The organism is Serratia sp. CY29653 (genome assembly GCF_052169255.1).
In the GTDB taxonomy this organism is placed as follows: Bacteria; Pseudomonadota; Gammaproteobacteria; order Enterobacterales; family Enterobacteriaceae; genus Serratia; species Serratia sarumanii.
In genome coordinates this window covers 2,009,540-2,026,248 of record NZ_JBJNLC010000001.1, presented here as the reverse complement: position 1 = coordinate 2,026,248, position 16,709 = coordinate 2,009,540, and the positions used below count along the sequence as shown (strand labels likewise).

Genomic DNA, 16,709 nt, shown 5'->3' with positions numbered 1-16,709 from the left:
GCGCGCCGGCCGGGCTGATGGCGCTTGATGCGGGCGATTATTCCGCCAGCGCCTGCTGCAGATCGGCGATCAGATCTTCCACATCCTCAATCCCCACCGACAGGCGCACCAGCTGCGGCGTGATGCCGGTTGCCAGGCGCTGTTCCAGCGGAATGGAGGCGTGCGTCATGCTGAACGGCTGGCTGATCAGGCTTTCCACGCCGCCCAGGCTTTCCGCCAGGGTGAACAGGCGCGAGCGCTTGATGACCCGGCGCGCATAGGCGTCGTCGCCTTTCAGCCGCACCGAGATCATGCCGCCGAAGCGCGTCATCTGGCGCGCCGCCAGCGCGTGCTGCGGATGGCTAGGCAGGCCGGGATAGTAGACGTTTTCCACCTGCGGCTGGCTCTCCAGCCACTGGGCGATGCGCAGCGCGCTGTCGCTGTGGCGCTGCATGCGCAGTGCCAGGGTGCGAATGCCGCGCAGCGTCAGGAAGTTGCTGAACGGATCGAGAATGCCGCCGACCGCGTTTTGCAGAAAACCGAGCTGTTCCGCCAGCGCCGGGTTATCCCCCACCGCCGCGACGCCGGCCACCACGTCGGAGTGGCCGTTGAGGTATTTGGTGGCGGAGTGCACCACCACGTCAAAGCCCAGATCCAGCGGGCGCTGCAGATACGGCGAGGCGAAGGTATTGTCCGCCACGCTGATAAGCCCATGCTTTTTGGCGATCGCGGCAATGGCGCTCAGATCCGCCAGCTTCAGCAGCGGGTTGGTCGGGGTTTCTACCCAGATCATTTTGGTGTCCGGCTCGATCGCCTGCTCCAGCCCGGCGAGATCCGCCGGCGACACGTAAGTGACGCGCAGGCCGGCGGTGCGGCTGCGCACTTTTTCCAGCAGGCGATAGGTGCCGCCGTACAGATCGTCTACTGCGATCAGGTGGCTGTCCTTATCGAGCAGCTCCAGCACCGTGGAGCAGGCCGCCAGGCCGGAGGCGAAGGCGTAGCCGCGGCTGCCGCCCTCCAGTTCGGCGATGGCGCTTTCCAGCGCGGTGCGCGTCGGGTTGGCGCTGCGGGAGTATTCGTAGCCGGTATGCTCGCCCGGCGCCGGTTGGGCGTAGGTGGAGGTGGCGTAAATTGCCGGCATCACGGCGCCGGTGGCGTCCGGGGTGTAACCGGCGTGAACGGTCAACGTATCAAACTTGGCCATAAAGGGTCCTTATTAACGTAATTTTTGGCGCCAGGCGTTAAGCACGTCTGTGCGGGTAATCAGGCCGAGGAAGCGCTCGCCGTCGAGCACCACCGCGACGTGGCCATGGTTGAAGGTGGCCTGCAATTCGTCGTAGCCGGCTTCCTTTTGCAGCGTATGGACTTGCTTGGTCATCGCGCTGCCGGCCGGCAGGCTGAAGTGGGCGGCGTCGGCCTGGACGGCGTTCAGCAGATCCCACTCATCGATCAGGCCGACCACCCGATCGCCTTCCAGCACCGGCAGCTGCGAGATGTCGTACAGCCGCATGCGGGCGTGCACGATCGCCAGCGTGTCGTCCGGCGCGGCGGAGACGGCGGCGCCTTCGTCGTGGCGGTAGGCGATCAGATCGCGCAGATCGCCGTGCTGCGGCTTGCTCAGCAGGCCCTGTTCCAGCATCCAGTGGTCGTTATACATTTTAGACAGGTATTTGTTGCCGCTGTCGCAGACGAAGGTCACCACCCGCTTGGGTTCGGTCTGTGCGCGGCAGTAACGCAGCGCGGCGGCCAGCAGGGTGCCGGTGGACGATCCCGCCAGCACGCCTTCCTTGCGCAGCAGATCGCGCGCGGTGGCGAAGGCTTCGGCGTCGCCGATGCGGTAAGCGTTGCGGACCTGGTCAAAGTCGCTGAGCGGCGGGACGAAGTCTTCGCCGATGCCTTCCACCAGCCAACTGCCCGCTTCGCCGATGTGACCGCTGTCGAGGTAGTCCGCCAAGATAGAGCCGGCAGGGTCGGCCAGCACGAATTCCGTCTGCGGCGAAACCTCGGCGAAATAGCGGCTCAACCCGCCCAGCGTGCCGCCGGAGCCGACGCCAACCACGATAGCGTCCACGTCATGCTCCATCTGTCGCCACAGTTCGGGCGCGGTAGTGGTGGTATGGGCCGCCGGATTGGCCGGGTTGTTGAACTGATCGATATAAAAGGCGCCGGGGATCTCCCCGGCCAGGCGTTTGGCGTAATCCTGATAGTAAGCCGGATGCCCCTTGCCGACGTCCGAGCGGGTCAGCAGCACTTCCACGCCCAGCGCGCGCAGGTGGAAGATCTTCTCGCGGCTCATCTTGTCCGGCACCACCAGCAGCAGCTTATAGCCTTTCAGCGCCGCCACCAGCGCCAGCCCCAGGCCGGTATTGCCGGCGGTGGCTTCGATGATGGTGCCGCCCGGCTGCAGCTTGCCGTCGCGCTCGGCCTGTTCGATCATCGACAGCGCCACGCGGTCTTTGATCGAACCGCCGGGGTTTTGATTCTCCAGCTTGACGAACAGCCGGCACGGGCCGGTATCGAACCGGGTCAGTTCCAGCATCGGGGTATTGCCAATCATCTCGATGACGGAATGGGGGATCGCCATGACTCATCTCCAGGATTATTCGGTATAAAAGTCGTTATGTGGATGATAGCGCTGAGAATAAGCGCTTTAAAAAGAACAAATAACGGTTATATATGCCATTATGGAATATATTAATCTTTTTTAGACGTATGGATGCGCAGATGTTTAGCAGTGCAGATGCTTGGCCGTGTAGCCGTGGGTGGGTGCAAAAATGCGCGTCGCGATGCTTTTTTGAACGATAAGCGGGGGGCTGCGTACAGTTATGTAAAAATGCTGAAAATTCACGCTAAACCCTGCAAAAATAAGATAAATCACATAAACTCACAGCAAGGGCATTTACGGTGCGCTGCGTTACCCGCTACGGGCGCCGCAGGGGGTTGCGGCCGGCACGCGCGCACCGGGCCACTCTCGCTGGTTGGCTTAAAACGTGAACATGTTTGAAAGTTAACGCTATTTCAATGATTTGAATGGACACTCTGGCGACGTCATGATGAAAAAAAACTTATCCACTTCCCTGAAAAAACTGACCTTCAGCGTAGGCATCCTGTTGCTGGCCGCCCCGGCCGTGCATGCGGCCGAGCCGCCGGCGCCGCCGCAGGTAGACGCCAAGGCCTTCATTCTGATGGATTACAACAGCGGCAAGGTGTTGACCGAAGGCAATGCCGACACCCGCCTCGATCCCGCCAGCCTGACCAAGATCATGTCCAGCTACGTGATAGGCCAGGCGATCAAGGCCGGCAAGATCAAGCCGGAAGACATGGTCACCGTCGGCAAAGACGCCTGGGCGCCCGGCAACCCGGCGCTGCGCGGTTCTTCGCTGATGTTCATCAAGCCGGGCGATCAGGTGCCGGTGCTGGAGCTGAATAAAGGCATCGTGATCCAGTCGGGCAACGACGCCAGCATCGCGCTGGCGGATTACGTGGCGGGCAGCCAGGATTCGTTCGTCGGCCTGATGAACAATTACGCCAAATCTTTGGGGCTGCAGAACACCCACTTCCTGACGGTGCACGGCCTGGATGCGGAAGGGCAGTACAGCACCGCGCGCGACATGGCGCTGCTGAGCCAGGCGCTGATCCGCGACGTGCCGGACGAATACGCGCTGCATAAAGAGAAAGAGTTCACCTTTAACAAGATCCGCCAGGTTAACCGCAACCGCCTGCTGTGGAGCAGCAACCTGAACGTCGACGGCATCAAGACCGGTTACACCAGCGGCGCCGGCCACAACCTGGTGGCGTCGGCCACCGACGGCCCGATGCGTCTGATCTCGGTGGTGCTGGGCGCGCCGAGCGATCGCGTGCGCTTTAGCGAAAGCGAAAAGCTGCTGACCTGGGGCTTCCGCTTCTATGAAACCGCGACGCCGATCAAGGCCGATAAGCCGTTCGTCACCCAGAAAGTGTGGTTCGGCGACGTCAGCGAAGTGCCGCTCGGCGTGGCGAAAGACGCCTCGGTCACCATTCCGAAAGGGCAGATGAAAAACCTGAAGGCCAGCTACAAGCTGACCCAGCCGACGCTGGAAGCGCCGCTGGCGAAAAACCAGGTGGTCGGCACCATCGATTTCCAGCTGGACGGCAAGACCATCGAGCAACACCCGCTGGTGGTGATGCAAGAGGTGAAAGAGGGCAACTTCTTCAGCCGCATCTGGGATATGGTGATGATGAAGCTGAGCCAGTGGTTCGGCGGGATCTTCGGCTGAATACCCTGATGTGAGGAGCGCGCCCCGGGCGCACGATCCTCGACCTGGCCGCAACTGCGAGGTTGCGGCTTTTTTTTCGCGATTTTTTGGGGCGGTGATTAAAAGTAGTCCACCAGCATGGTGGCGCCGCTGGTGAAATCGCCTTCCGCCAGGGTGACGGCGCTGTTTTTCACCGGCACCGCATCAAGCGTCGGCGGATTGGCGTAGTCGATGTTCAGCGGCGTATTGATGGCGAAGGCCTTACCGTTGGCCAACAGTTTGATGCCCAATCCATTGACGCTGCTGGTTAACACGCTGCCGTCGAAGGCCGCCGCGCTGCCCATGATCTTCATTTTCAGCTGGCGGCTGTTATCCAGAAACTCGCATTTGATGCTGTAATCGATGCGTTGCATATAGCGATTGCCGTCGATGCGCTTGATGCCGACCTTGCCGAAGTCGATATCGATGGTGCGCCCGTCGTTGATCACGCAAGGCGGAGGCGCCACCACGGTGGCGGTGATGTTGACCTTGGTACCCTGGTCGGCGGCCTGAGCCGCGGCGCTAATCAGGCTCAGCGCCCACAGCAAAGCGCAGCACGTTTTACTCGTCATGTTCATTCTGGCTCCCGTCTCAAGGTGCGCTGAAGATCAGCGTGGCCGAACCCGACAGCGGGCCGGTGGCGATGCTGGTGTAAGGGACATTGTTCTTTACCGGTACAAAGGTCACGGTATCGTTGCCCTGGCCGTTGACGATGCGCGTTCTGAAGGCATTGTTCGGCTTCACCACCGCGCCGTTGTACATCATCGCCACGCCGACGTTAGGATTGGTGGTCTTGATAAAATCGCTGGAGAAGCCGCTGGCATCGCTGACCATGCGGATCAGAATATCCTGCGTCGCGCTCTGGTCGTCGCATTGGTAGCTGAGCGCTTTGTCCTGTTTTATCTGGGCATCATTGGCGCTCTGGGTCAGAAAGTCCTGACGGATCTGGCCGAAGTCGACGTTAATCTGCTGGCCGTTGTTGATGGTGCAGCTGGTGGTGACGAAGTAAGCGTCGTTGTCGGCGATCAGGCGCCAGCGATAAACGCCGCACTGTGGGCAACCCGGCTGATCGTTGGTCTGAATAAAGTTGATTTGGCCGATGACGTCGCCCTTGTTCACCTTGATGTCCGGCGTTGGGAAACGGTTCAACACGATATAAACCCGGATGGCGACCGACTGGGTTTGCAGGCCGGTAAGGCTGAGTACGCTGATGCCTGATGGCACCGGGGAGTTGTAATCGCTGCCGTTGATGGTGGTGCCGCTGCCGATGGCGCCAAAAATCGCACTGTTCATCGACAGCGCCGGGCTGTCGGTTTTGAGATAGTCATACCAGCTCGCGACGTCGTTTTTACAGGTGACCTGGCTGACGTTGACGATTTCGTTTTTGCCATAAGAAAGCTGTGGCCCGATGCGTACCCGGACGTCAACCGGCGTGGTCGAGCCCCCGGGTGGAATCAGTCCGCCATCGGACGTGCGGCAGGTAAACGCGTTGGCGTTGCCAAACAGCATGAAGAAAGATAATGCCAGGCAGCAACGTAAAAATAGCAGGGCTGTTTTTCTCACGATAATATCCCAATATATATAAATAGTGTGCGGCGTTACTCCGCAATGAAATATTGCCAATCAGGCCGGCTGGCCATATTTATTCCGTTAAAGGGGAGTGAGGGGCATCGCTGTTGGAGATGCCGTCGTTATCACCGTTCAGCAACGCGGTGGGATACCACCTCAATGAGTTGTTGATAGAGCCGTCCGTCACAATCACTTTTTTCCGGGAGACAAGATCCAACAATAGCCGCCGCGCCCGGTAAACACCGACGTTGACGGCATTGGCCAGTTGCCGCGTCGATAGCCATTGCTGCTGTGGCGGCAACCCGCCGATAGGGCACTTACGGGGCGACTGCGCGAATAATGTTTGCAGCAGATCGTGCTGCAATTGCCGTATTTCCTTTTGTTTCGGAGATAACGCTTCCATAGCACTTCCTCTGTATTCCGATTGCCGTATTCCTAAGAAAAAACAAACTTTCGCTGCCTACCAACAACGAGGTAAAACGCGAACAAAGAAAATTCCTATCTATTTATCAGGATTGAAAAAAAAGGCGTTGCCCGCCCCGTTTTTACCTGTGCTTAGGCAGGGGTGGCGTCACGCTGAAACCTAAAATTTTGGTTTATTATATTCACAAAGCGCCACTTTGCGATCTGATTACGTGGGAATCAAAGAAAAACAGGATATTGCTCTATAAAAGCATCTTTTACGATCTATGAGGCTAAAAATAACAGTAAATTAACTTCAATTAGGAAATAAATTGCGAATGTTCGCCTTGATCAAAAAAAGCCTTTTTTTGCTGAGAGGCATTTGCCAGAATATTCATCGCCGGACAAGAAGGACGGATTAGAAAGTATTGGCCTCTGCTTGTTGTGATTTCGTTTATTTTTATATGACGAATTCATTAATGGGTGGGCCGCTGCAGACTTGCCGTTATCGACGTATTTATTGTCGATGCCTTTGGGTTTTGGCAGTTAACCAACCAGCAAGATGCTAAAGAATCAGGGCTGCGCACATATAAGCGCGAGCAGGTTTCCTGTTGCTCTTTTTCTTGATTGGAATATGCATTTTTTCTTATAAGGAATATAGGTTCTATGAAACTTAACAAAATCATGATGGCTGCAGTGATTGCATTTGGCGCAAGTTCTTTTGCACAGGCAGCCGATCAGGGACACGGTAAGGTCACCTTCACGGGCTCTATTATTGATGCGCCATGCTCTATTGCGCCCGAGTCGATCGATCAGACCGTAGATCTGGGCCAGGTTTCCAACGTGGCGTTGAAAAACGGCGGCAAATCCAACCCGCGTCCGTTTGAAATCAAACTGGAGCAGTGCGACATCACCACGCTGAAAACCGTTAAAACCACCTTCAGCGGCGTCGCATCGTCCACCGACAAGGATCTGTTGGGTATCGCGGGCACCGCCAGCGGCGCCGGCGTAGCCATCTCTTACAATGGCCAGCCGATCAAACTGGGTGAAGCGACTACCGCGCAGACCCTGAATACCGGCAACAACACCCTGCATTTCGCCGCCTACCTGCAGGGCGAAGGCGCTTCCGCCGCCATCGTTCCGGGCGATTTCACTGCCGTAGCCGATTTCACCCTGGCTTATCAGTAAGTGAGCCCGAAGGCTTAATCAACCAGGCATGGGGTTCGCCGCATGCCTGGTGAATCTCCCTGTCAAAGGAATGTCGCGATGTTTTTACCAAGGAATCGAGCGGGTGCCGTTCTTTTGGCGTCGTTGGCGTTTGCGCCCGGCCATGCAACTTCCGCCGCGCAGGGGTGGGGCAAAGTCAACATGCACGGCGCCATTATCGACACCGCCTGCGCCATTGCCGCCGGCAGCCGCGATCAGACGATCGATATGGACACTATTCCTCTCGGGCAGATCATTCGTGACGGCCAGGGGATGACCAAACCTTTCAGTATCGAATTGGTCAATTGCATTTTGGAACGGCCGGAAAACAAGCCTGACTGGAAATTCTTTCAGGTCACGTTTGATGGTTATGCGGAAGGCGCTCTGTTTGGCGTACAGGGCGATGCGCGCGGCGTTGCATTGGAGATAAAAGACAGCAGCGGCACGGCGGTTATTCCAGGGAAACCTTTGCCGATGGAGGGAATAATACCGGGGAACCGAGTGCTGAATTATTCCATGACGTTGATGCCGAATCACCAGCCGTTGAAGGTGGGAGCGTATTTTTCCACAGTGCGTTTTAAGCTGGATTATTTTTGATTTTTTCTCGTACTGACGGTTAATTCGTTATTGAAAGGACTTTATTATGCTTTCACCGGCAGGGAAGTTATTTCGTCTTCAGGCCTTGGGGCTTTGCGTTGCCCTTTCTCTGGGAAATCCAATCGCGTTGGTCTATGCCACCGACGTGATTCAATTCAATACCGACGTATTGGACATCAACGATCGCAAAAATATCGATCTGAGCCAATTCACGCGCAGCGGCTACATCATGCCGGGCGTTTATACCATGGTGGTGCACGTCAATAAGAACGATCTGCCGGAACAACCGGTGACGTTTATGGCGCCCGAGAACGATCCTAAAGGCAGCGAAGCCTGTCTTTCGCCGGAGTTGGTCAACCAACTGGGGCTGAAAGAAAAACTGTTAAGCACGCTGAACTGGACGCACGGCGGCCGTTGCCTTGACGCCTCCAGCCTGGCGGGGATGGAAGCCCGCGGCGATCTTGCCAGCTCTTCGCTGTATCTCAACATTCCTCAGGCCTATCTGGAATACAGCTCGGAAAACTGGGACCCGCCTTCGCGCTGGGATGACGGTATTCCTGGGCTGCTGTTTGACTATAACGTCAACGCCCAAACGCAAAAACATCAGAAGGGCGGCAGCAGTTACAGCCTGAGCGGCAACGGCACCGGCGGCGCCAACCTGGGCGCCTGGCGTCTGCGCGCCGACTGGCAGGCCAACCTCAACCATCAGACCGGTTCTTCTCAGCCGACCGACAAACAGTTCGACTGGAGCCGCTATTACGCCTACCGGGCGATCCCGGCGCTGCGTTCGCGGCTGACGATGGGTGAGGATTACCTGAACTCCGACATTTTCGACAGCCTGCGCTTTACCGGTGTCAGTCTGCGATCCGACGACAGCATGTTGCCGCCCAACCTGCGCGGCTATGCGCCGGAAGTGACCGGCGTGGCGAAAACCAACGCCAAGGTGGTGGTCAGCCAGCAGGGGCGCGTGCTGTATGAAACGCAGGTGGCGGCGGGGCCGTTCCGCATTCAGGACATCAACGATGCGGTTTCCGGCGAGCTGGACGTGCGCGTCGAAGAGCAGGACGGCAGCGTGCAGGAGTTCAAGATGAACACCGCCAACATCCCTTATCTGACGCGGCCGGGTACGGTGCGTTACAAGCTGGCGACGGGCAAGCCGTCGGAGTGGGGGCACCATCTGCGCGGGCCGATGTTCGGCACCGGCGAGTTCTCCTGGGGGATCAGCAACGGCTGGTCGCTGTACGGCGGGGGCATCGCCGGCGGCGATTACAACGCGCTGTCGCTGGGGATCGGGCGCGATCTGATGGCGCTGGGGGCGCTGTCGTTCGATGCCACGCAGTCGCGTGCGCGTCTGCCGCAGGATGGCACGTTGACCGGCGGTTCGTACCGGCTGAGCTATTCGAAGAACTTCGATGAATACGACAGCCAGATCACCTTCGCCGGTTACCGCTTCTCTCAGGAAGACTTCATGAGCATGGGGGACTACCTGGATGCGCGTTACGAAGGGGGGCGCAGCGGCAAGAGCAAGGAGATGTACACCATCACCTTCAACAAACAGTTCCGCGATCTGGGGCTGAGCACCTATCTCAACTACAGCCACCAAACCTACTGGGATCGGGCACCGAACGATCGTTACAACCTGATGGTGTCGCGCTACTTCGACATCGGCGATTTCAAGAACGTCAGCGTGTCGCTGTCGGCCTATCGCAACCGTTACAACGAGCGCAACGACGACGGGATGTATCTGTCGCTGTCGCTGCCCTGGGGCAGCGCGGGCACGCTCAGTTACAACATGACGCTCGATCGCGAAGAGAACGCCCACCGGGTCGGGTACTACAACCGGGTCGATGAACACAACAACTATCAGATCAGCGCCGGCGCCGCACGCAGCGGAGCGACGGCCAGCGGTTATTACAGCCATCAGGGCGATATGGCGCAGATCAACGCCAACGCCAGCTACCAGGCCGGCCGCTACAGCGCCGTCGGCATTGGCGCGCAGGGTGGCCTGACAATGGCGACGGAAGGGGCGGTGCTGCACCGCGTCAATACGCCGGGCGGCACGCGTTTGCTGCTCGATACCGAAGGCGTCGCCGGTGTGCCGGTGCGTGGCTACGGCAGTACGGTGCTGACCAACCGTTACGGCAAGGCGGTGGTGGCGGATGTAAACAGTTACTACCGCAACAAGGCCAGTATCGATCTCAACAGCCTGAGCGACAACGTCGAGGCGACGCGTTCGGTGGTGCAGGCCACGTTGACCGAGGGGGCCATCGGCTACCGCAAGTTTGAGGTGATTGCCGGCGAGAAGGCGATGGCGATCGTCAAGCTGGCGGACGGCAGCGAGCCGCCGTTCGGCGCCACGGTGCTGAATGCCCGCAAACAGGAGACCGGCATCATCAATGACGGCGGCAGCGTTTACCTGTCCGGCCTCAATCCCGGCGAGCGCATGAGCGTGCACTGGAACGGCGCGGCGCAGTGTGAAATCCAGCTGCCGGCGCCGCTGCCGGCCGAAATGTTGATGAACACGTTGCTGCTGCCTTGCCGTCCTCTTGCCGGCGACAAGCAGGCGGCCGACGCCAACTGACATACACCCGGCGGAGTGCGCTCCGCCGCTAAACCGCCGGGGCGGGCTCGTCCGCTTCCGGCCGACTGGAACCGTGAAGACATGATGAATCTGACTATGACCAGAAAGACCGTTTTCCTTGTGGGCCCGCTCGCCGCCGCGTTGACGATCGGCGCGGTCAGCCTGCCCGCTCATGCGGCCATCGCGCTGGATCGCACGCGCGTGATTTTCGACGGCGACCTGAAAACGGTCAGTCTCAACATCAGTAACCAGAACAAACAGTTGCCGTATCTGGCGCAGGGATGGATCGAAGACGATCGCGGCAACAAGATCCAAAGCCCTTTCACCGTGCTGCCGCCGGTGCAGCGGGTGGAACCGGGCAAACCGAGCCAGGTGAAGATCCAGTCGCTGCCGGCGGCGCGTCAGCTGCCGCAGGACAGGGAGACGCTGTATTACTTCAACCTGCGCGAGATCCCGCCGCGCAGCAATAAGCCGAACACGCTGCAGATAGCGCTGCAGACGCGCATCAAAATGTTTTATCGCCCGGCGGCGCTCGCTCCGAAAAAGAATGCCGCACCGTGGCAGGAGCAGCTGACGCTGACCCGGCAGGGCGACAAGTACGTGGTGAACAACCCGACCCCGTATTACGTGACGATCGTTGAGGCGAGCGCCGGCAAGGGCGGGAAAGGGGCGGCGGGCTTTGAACCGTTGATGGTGGCGCCGAAGGCCAGCGCCCCGCTGAACGTCTCCGCCGCGAGCCTCGGCAACGGGCCGTCGCTGGCGTACATCAACGATTACGGTGGGCGGCCGCAGTTGAACTTCCGCTGCGCCGGCAATGCCTGCCAGGTCGTGCCGGTCGCCAAATGACGATCCGCACGCCAGCGGGGAAGACAGAGTGAACACAGCGGAGTGAACGAATCATGCAACGAAAGATCCCCATGCTGTTGGGAAAAGCCTATGAACGTCATCAGCGACGCACTATCGGCCTGACGGTGTTGGCCGCGCTGATGGTGCCGCTGACGGCGGGCACGATGCTGGTGCTGATGCCACCGGCCCGCGCGGTGGACAACTGGGAGGTGGAGGGCGCGAACGGCACGCTCCACGTCTACGGCGCGTTGACGGAAAGCGCCTGCAGTCTGGAAATGACCACTGCGCGTCAGGAAGTGTGGCTGGGGGAGACGGGAACGGCGCACTTCCAGCGCCCGGGCGATCGCGGCACGCCGGTGGCGTTCGAGCTGACGCTGAAAGACTGCCTGCGGGCGCCGGCGAGCAACCGCGACGCCTGGACCGGGGTGCTGGCCTGGAGCGGCAGCCAGCCTGCGGTGTCCGTGGCGTTTGCCGCGCCGGCGGATGACGACGCGCCGGGTTTGGTCAGGGTCGCCGGCGTTACCGGCTTGGGGCTGCAGTTGGCGGATGCCAGCGGCCTGCCGGTGCGCCTCGGCGCGCGTAACAAACCGATCTTGCTGACGCCGGGGCAAAACACCCTGACGTATACGGTGACGCCGGTGCGCACCCCGGCGACGCTGAGCGTCGGCGCCTACCGTGCGGCGATCGATTTCCGCCTTTATTACGACTAATACGCCGCTTGCGCCGAGCCGGCGCAAGCCTAACCAAAGGGAGTGGCGTCATGCGCACGACAGAGACGAACCGGCGCCGGAGCGCGCTGTTGGGGGCAGGCATGGTCATGGTGGCCGGCATGATGGCGCAGCCGGCGGACGCGGCGGAAAACATGCGCTTTCATGGGACGCTGGTGGCCGAGCCGTGCGTCATTCAGCCGGGAGATGAGGATATCCAACTGGATTTCGGCACCATCGTCGACAAATACCTGTATCTGAACACCCGCACCCATAGCCAAACCTTCGCGTTGCACCTGACCGAGTGCGATCTCAGCCTGGGCAATACGGTGGCCATTACGTTTACCGGCACCGAGAACGCCAAACTGCCCGGCCTGCTGGCGCTGGATGCCGGCAGCATGGCTTCGGGGATCGGCATCGGGCTGGAGGACAGCAGCGGCAAGGCGCTGCCGCTCAATCGCGCCAGCGATAAATTCCGCCTGAATGCCGGCAACACCACGCTCACGCTGCAGGCCTATGTGCAGGGGGAGCCGGAGGCTATCCAAACGAAGACCATCGGCCGCGGCACCTTCAGCGCGGTGGCCACTTTTACGCTGGAATACGAATAAGCGTCTACAAGGACAAAAAACGCAATGATGATAAAGCCCCTCAATCGCACCCTGCGCATGGGCCTGCTGTGCCTGTTGGCGTTGAGCGCCGCCGCCTGTCAAAACCAAAAATCGGGCAAACCCGCCGTGAACACCCAAAATCAGGCTGTGCAAGCGCCGTCAGAAGAGGCTTTGCGCAAGCAGCGTGAGGCCGAGCAACTGCAGCAGTGCCAGCAGCAACTGGGCGCATTGCGCACCATCAACGAGAAGCAGTATCAGCGCTATAAACAGGCCTTCGACAGCCTGATGAGCGGCGCTTCGCAGTACGCCAATCTGCGCGCGCGGGTAAACGGCGACACGCAGGAGACGGTGGATGCGCTGTATCGCTACAAGGTCAACTATCTGTGCGCCGGGGTGAATCAGGCGGTGTTGACCGGGCTGGCGGATCGCGGAGAGCAGATTAAATGAGGCTGCGTCTGCTCGGCTGTGTCGCTCTGTTGTTCACCGGCGTCGCGCAGGCGGACGACGGCGTGCCGGCGCTGCTGCAGTTTGCCGAGCAGTATCAACGGCAGAGCACCGGGCCGAAGAGCGAAAACGCGGCGCCCGCCGACCGTGCGTCGGGGCAAAAAAAGCGTGAGCCGGCGAAGCGCCCGTCGGACACCCACCAGCCGGCTTCACCGGCCAAAGCTTTTACGCTGAGCCAGGCATTATTGGCGCGTGACCAACAGCTGGCGCGCCAGCGAATGGAACTGACGATGTTGCGCCAGGAACTTGCCGCGCTGCGGGCGGAGAAAGCGGCGCCACCCGTCGCGACGTTGCCTGATTCGTCAACGCTGCAGCAGTGGATCGCCGGGCTGGGCGCCGCCTGGCGCGGTTCGCCCGATGCCCAGCGCGCCGAGGCGCTGCTGCGTCAGGCGACGCAGGAAACCGCCAAAACCAAAGCGGCGGCGATGCAGGCCGAACGGCGCGCCAGCGAGCTGGAGTCCGCCGCACAGGCCTCGGCACAGACGCTTGCACAACGCCAGCGCGAGCACCAGGAGGCGCTACACGCTCTGCGCGCCGCGTTGGAAGCGAGTGAGCAGAAGCGAGCCGCTGAGCAGAAGGCGACCCAGCAGGCGCGCGAGGCGCTGTTGGCGCTGCATCAGCGGCTGCAATGGGAGGTGACGCCGGAGCAGTTGAAGGATGAACGCAAGCGTTTGTCCTACGCGGCGGGCAGTGCGCTGGGGCGCGACATTCAGGGGGTAGTGGCGGAGCGTCAAAGCTGGGGCGTACCGGTGGATCGCGACAGCCTGTTGGCGGGCGTCATCGATAGCGTGTCGGGGCGTTTGCAGCTGCCGCCGGATGAACTGAATGCGCTGACGGCGCAGGCGGATGCCGCCGCCGTGGCCGCGCGTGAGAAACGCGTTAACGAACAGCGGCGGCGTGACGAAGATTACCTGGCGCAGTTCCGTCAACAAAAGGGCGTTAAGCCGTCGGCGATGGGCTTCTGGTATCGGGTGGATTACGCCGGGGAGGGGGCGTTGGCGCCAACGGCGGTGGTCGATGTGGTGGTGAAGGAGAAACTGACCGACGGCACGGTGATCCAGGATATGGAACTGAGCGGCAAGGTGCTGTCGCAACCGCTGTCCGAATATCCGCCGCTGTTTCGGGAGGCGATAAGCCATCTGCATAACCACGGTTCGCTGACGATGGTCGTGCCGCCGGCGCTGGCCTACGGCGAAACCGGCTATCCGCCGAAGGTGCCGCCCAACGCCACCATGGTTTATGAATTACGCATCGACAACAGCCAGGCACCGGCAAAGGGTGCCAAGGCGGTTAAACGGGAAGCCGACACGGCGGGAGGGCAGGGATGAACACCATGATAAAAATCGCGCTATTTGATGAAAACCGTTACTTCAGCGCCGGTTGGCAGGAGGCCCTGGCGCTGCACTTCAGCACTTACGGCAAGCGCACGCTGTTACTGGATGCGCAGCAGGTTCACGAAGCCGATCTGGTGTTCTGCTATTTTCCTCCCGGCGTGCAAAGCTGTTTTTGTCACTTCTTTGAGGCGCAGGCTGCGGGGCGCCAAACGCTGTATTTCTCGTTGCGAACGCCGGAGGGGCGGCATAAACGCACCGCCGGCACCCGCTGCGCGCTGGAGGCCGGCGTCATCTACCACGATACGCCGCTAGTATCGGCGCTGTATCAGGTGAACGCCGAGTTGGAGCGGCGCAGCAAATGGCCGGGCAGGCCGAGTTGTGGCATGAACTGCGTATGCCAGCACCGAGGCCTGACGCTGCGCGAACAGGAGATCATGCGCTGCATGACGCGGGAGATGGGAGTGACGCAAATCGCACGGATGCTGGACATCAGCGTGAAAACCGTCAGCAATCACAAGATGAGCGTTATGCGCAAGATGGGGTTCCGGCGTAATGCCGAACTTTACGGCTGGCTGCGGCACAGCGCCCGTCCCGGCGCCGTGGGGGCGCGAGCCGGCATTCAGCCTGGCGTTGCGGCAGGGAAGGTGCAGCACTGAGACAGCGCCGGCCCAATCGGAGCGGCCGGCGCCTTAAGTGCCTCGCCGTGGCGGTCAGTTGCAGGCTACGACCTTGATCGCCAGCCCGCCCTGTGAGGTTTCGCGGTATTTGGCGTTCATGTCTTTGCCGGTTTCGTACATGGTTTCGATCACCTTATCCAGACAAACTCGCGGTTCGCTGGTGCGGCGCATCGCCATGCGCGCGGCGTTGACCGCCTTGACGGCGGAAATGGCGTTACGCTCGATGCAGGGCACCTGAACCTGGCCGGCGAGCGGATCGCAGGTCTGCCCCAAATGGTGCTCCATGGCGATCTCCGCCGCGATGCACACCTGCGCCGGGCTGCCGCCCAGCAGCTCGGTCAACCCGGCCGCCGCCATCGAACAGGCCACGCCCACTTCCCCCTGGCAGCCCACTTCGGCGCCGGAGATCGAGGCGTTCATCTTGTACAGCGCGCCAATCACACCGGACGCCAGGAAGTAACGGGTGTAGGAGTTGGCGTTTACCGGACGGATGAACTTGTCGTAGTAAGCCAGCACCGCAGGAATGATGCCGCAGGCGCCGTTGGTCGGCGCGGTGACCACGCGGCCACCGGCGGCGTTCTCTTCGTTGACCGCCAGCGCGAACATGTTGATCCAATCGACCACGTTCATCGGGTCGATATTGTTCTTGTCTCCGGTCACCAGAATGCGGCGCAGCGCGGCGGCGCGGCGCGGCACCTTCATCGGGCCTGGCAGCAAGCCTTCGGTGTTGATGCCGCGCTCGATACCGGCGCTCATCACCTGCCAGACGTCGGCGAAGTGCGCGTCGATATCGGCCTTGCTGCGCAGCGCCAGCTCGTTCTGCATCACCAGGCCGGACAGCGACAACCCGGTGTCTTTGCAATGCTGCTGCAGATCGTGCGCCGATTTGAACGGGTAGGGCACCGGCGTGGCGCCCTCGGCAGACTGGCCGAAGTGCTCTTCGTCGACGATGAAACCGCCGCCGATCGAGTAATAGGTTTTGCTGTGCAGCAGGCGCTCACCGGCGAAGGCGCGGATGCGCATGCCGTTTTCGTGCAGCGGCAGGTTGTCGCTGTGGAAATTCATGCCGCCGTGCTGCGGGAAATCTACCTCGTGATGGCCGTTGGCCAGCGGCAGGCGGCCGCGCTGTTCGACGTCGCGGATAAAGCCGGGAATGCTGTCGATGTCCACGTCGTGCGGCAGGTTGCCGGCCAGGCCCATGATGATGGCGATATCGGTGTGGTGGCCTTTACCGGTTAACGACAGCGAACCGTACACGTCGACCACCACGCGGGTGGTGTCCTGCAACTGCTGGTGGGCGATCAGATCGTCGACGAACTGTTTGCCGGCTTTCATCGGGCCAACGGTGTGGGAACTGGATGGGCCGATGCCAATTTTGAAAATATCGAAAACGCTGACCATGGTCTCGCCTCCTTCTTCAGGTTT

At 60.5% G+C, this 16,709-nt stretch carries 16 protein-coding genes; 10 read left to right on the top strand and 6 right to left on the bottom strand.

The annotated features are described in order from the left end of the window. Positions 1 to 37 precede the first annotated feature (37 nt). Positions 38 to 1,183: a trans-sulfuration enzyme family protein gene (locus ACJ8HN_RS09780; RefSeq protein WP_442523328.1), complete on the bottom strand. Its 1,146-nt coding sequence runs from the start codon at positions 1,181 to 1,183 to the stop codon at positions 38 to 40. A gap of 12 nt (positions 1,184 to 1,195) precedes the next feature. Continuing rightward, positions 1,196 to 2,563: a pyridoxal-phosphate dependent enzyme gene (locus tag ACJ8HN_RS09775; RefSeq protein ID WP_049194585.1), complete on the bottom strand. Its 1,368-nt coding sequence runs from the start codon at positions 2,561 to 2,563 to the stop codon at positions 1,196 to 1,198. Positions 2,564 to 3,029: 466 nt separating this feature from the next. Between ACJ8HN_RS09775 and ACJ8HN_RS09770 the strand changes: the two genes are divergently transcribed. Next, positions 3,030 to 4,235 carry a serine hydrolase gene (locus ACJ8HN_RS09770; protein WP_033637786.1) on the top strand — a complete coding sequence of 402 codons (1,206 nt, stop codon included), beginning with the start codon at positions 3,030 to 3,032 and terminating at the stop codon, positions 4,233 to 4,235. 98 nt (positions 4,236 to 4,333) lie between these two features. On the opposite strand, the gene ACJ8HN_RS09765 is transcribed toward ACJ8HN_RS09770, so the two are convergent. From ACJ8HN_RS09765 to ACJ8HN_RS09755, 3 genes are all read right to left on the bottom strand, one after another. Further along, positions 4,334 to 4,825, bottom strand: coding sequence for a fimbrial protein (locus ACJ8HN_RS09765; protein ID WP_346418639.1), 492 nt, complete (start codon positions 4,823 to 4,825; stop codon positions 4,334 to 4,336). 19 nt (positions 4,826 to 4,844) lie between these two features. Next, positions 4,845 to 5,762 (bottom strand): fimbrial protein, encoded by a 918-nt coding sequence (locus ACJ8HN_RS09760; RefSeq protein ID WP_072022384.1) that lies wholly within the window; start codon positions 5,760 to 5,762, stop codon positions 4,845 to 4,847. 133 nt (positions 5,763 to 5,895) lie between these two features. Continuing rightward, positions 5,896 to 6,225 (bottom strand): hypothetical protein, encoded by a 330-nt coding sequence (locus tag ACJ8HN_RS09755; RefSeq protein ID WP_033646709.1) that lies wholly within the window; start codon positions 6,223 to 6,225, stop codon positions 5,896 to 5,898. Between the two features lie 665 nt (positions 6,226 to 6,890). Here ACJ8HN_RS09755 and ACJ8HN_RS09750 point away from each other — a divergent pair. From ACJ8HN_RS09750 to ACJ8HN_RS09710, 9 genes are all read left to right on the top strand, one after another. Further along, on the top strand, positions 6,891 to 7,412 hold the full coding sequence (locus ACJ8HN_RS09750) for a fimbrial protein (RefSeq protein ID WP_025302212.1): 522 nt from the start codon (positions 6,891 to 6,893) through the stop codon (positions 7,410 to 7,412). A 78-nt stretch (positions 7,413 to 7,490) separates the two neighbouring features. Next, positions 7,491 to 8,027, top strand: coding sequence for a fimbrial protein (locus ACJ8HN_RS09745; protein ID WP_033654626.1), 537 nt, complete (start codon positions 7,491 to 7,493; stop codon positions 8,025 to 8,027). A 46-nt stretch (positions 8,028 to 8,073) separates the two neighbouring features. After that, complete coding sequence (locus tag ACJ8HN_RS09740; protein WP_442523327.1) at positions 8,074 to 10,608, top strand: outer membrane usher protein; 2,535 nt, start codon at positions 8,074 to 8,076, stop codon at positions 10,606 to 10,608. An 81-nt stretch (positions 10,609 to 10,689) separates the two neighbouring features. Continuing rightward, positions 10,690 to 11,454, top strand: coding sequence for a fimbria/pilus periplasmic chaperone (locus tag ACJ8HN_RS09735; protein WP_048321394.1), 765 nt, complete (start codon positions 10,690 to 10,692; stop codon positions 11,452 to 11,454). 71 nt (positions 11,455 to 11,525) lie between these two features. After that, a complete protein-coding gene (locus tag ACJ8HN_RS09730) occupies positions 11,526 to 12,164 on the top strand; it encodes a fimbrial protein (protein ID WP_442523560.1) in 639 nt (212 codons plus the stop codon). A 50-nt stretch (positions 12,165 to 12,214) separates the two neighbouring features. Then, the gene (locus ACJ8HN_RS09725) at positions 12,215 to 12,769 is read left to right on the top strand and encodes a fimbrial protein (RefSeq protein WP_060443369.1); all 555 of its coding nucleotides are present in this window, start codon (positions 12,215 to 12,217) and stop codon (positions 12,767 to 12,769) included. 24 nt (positions 12,770 to 12,793) lie between these two features. Next, the gene (locus ACJ8HN_RS09720) at positions 12,794 to 13,216 is read left to right on the top strand and encodes a hypothetical protein (protein ID WP_033637793.1); all 423 of its coding nucleotides are present in this window, start codon (positions 12,794 to 12,796) and stop codon (positions 13,214 to 13,216) included. Continuing rightward, complete coding sequence (locus ACJ8HN_RS09715) at positions 13,213 to 14,601, top strand: FKBP-type peptidyl-prolyl cis-trans isomerase N-terminal domain-containing protein (RefSeq protein WP_442523325.1); 1,389 nt, start codon at positions 13,213 to 13,215, stop codon at positions 14,599 to 14,601. Before ACJ8HN_RS09720 ends, ACJ8HN_RS09715 begins: the two co-directional genes overlap by 4 nt. After that, positions 14,598 to 15,263: a response regulator transcription factor gene (locus ACJ8HN_RS09710; protein WP_033654632.1), complete on the top strand. Its 666-nt coding sequence runs from the start codon at positions 14,598 to 14,600 to the stop codon at positions 15,261 to 15,263. Before ACJ8HN_RS09715 ends, ACJ8HN_RS09710 begins: the two co-directional genes overlap by 4 nt. 54 nt (positions 15,264 to 15,317) lie before the next feature. Here ACJ8HN_RS09710 and ACJ8HN_RS09705 read toward each other — a convergent pair whose 3' ends face one another. Then, the gene (locus ACJ8HN_RS09705; RefSeq protein ID WP_442523324.1) at positions 15,318 to 16,685 is read right to left on the bottom strand and encodes an L-serine ammonia-lyase; all 1,368 of its coding nucleotides are present in this window, start codon (positions 16,683 to 16,685) and stop codon (positions 15,318 to 15,320) included. Between the last annotated feature and the right edge of the window lie 24 nt (positions 16,686 to 16,709).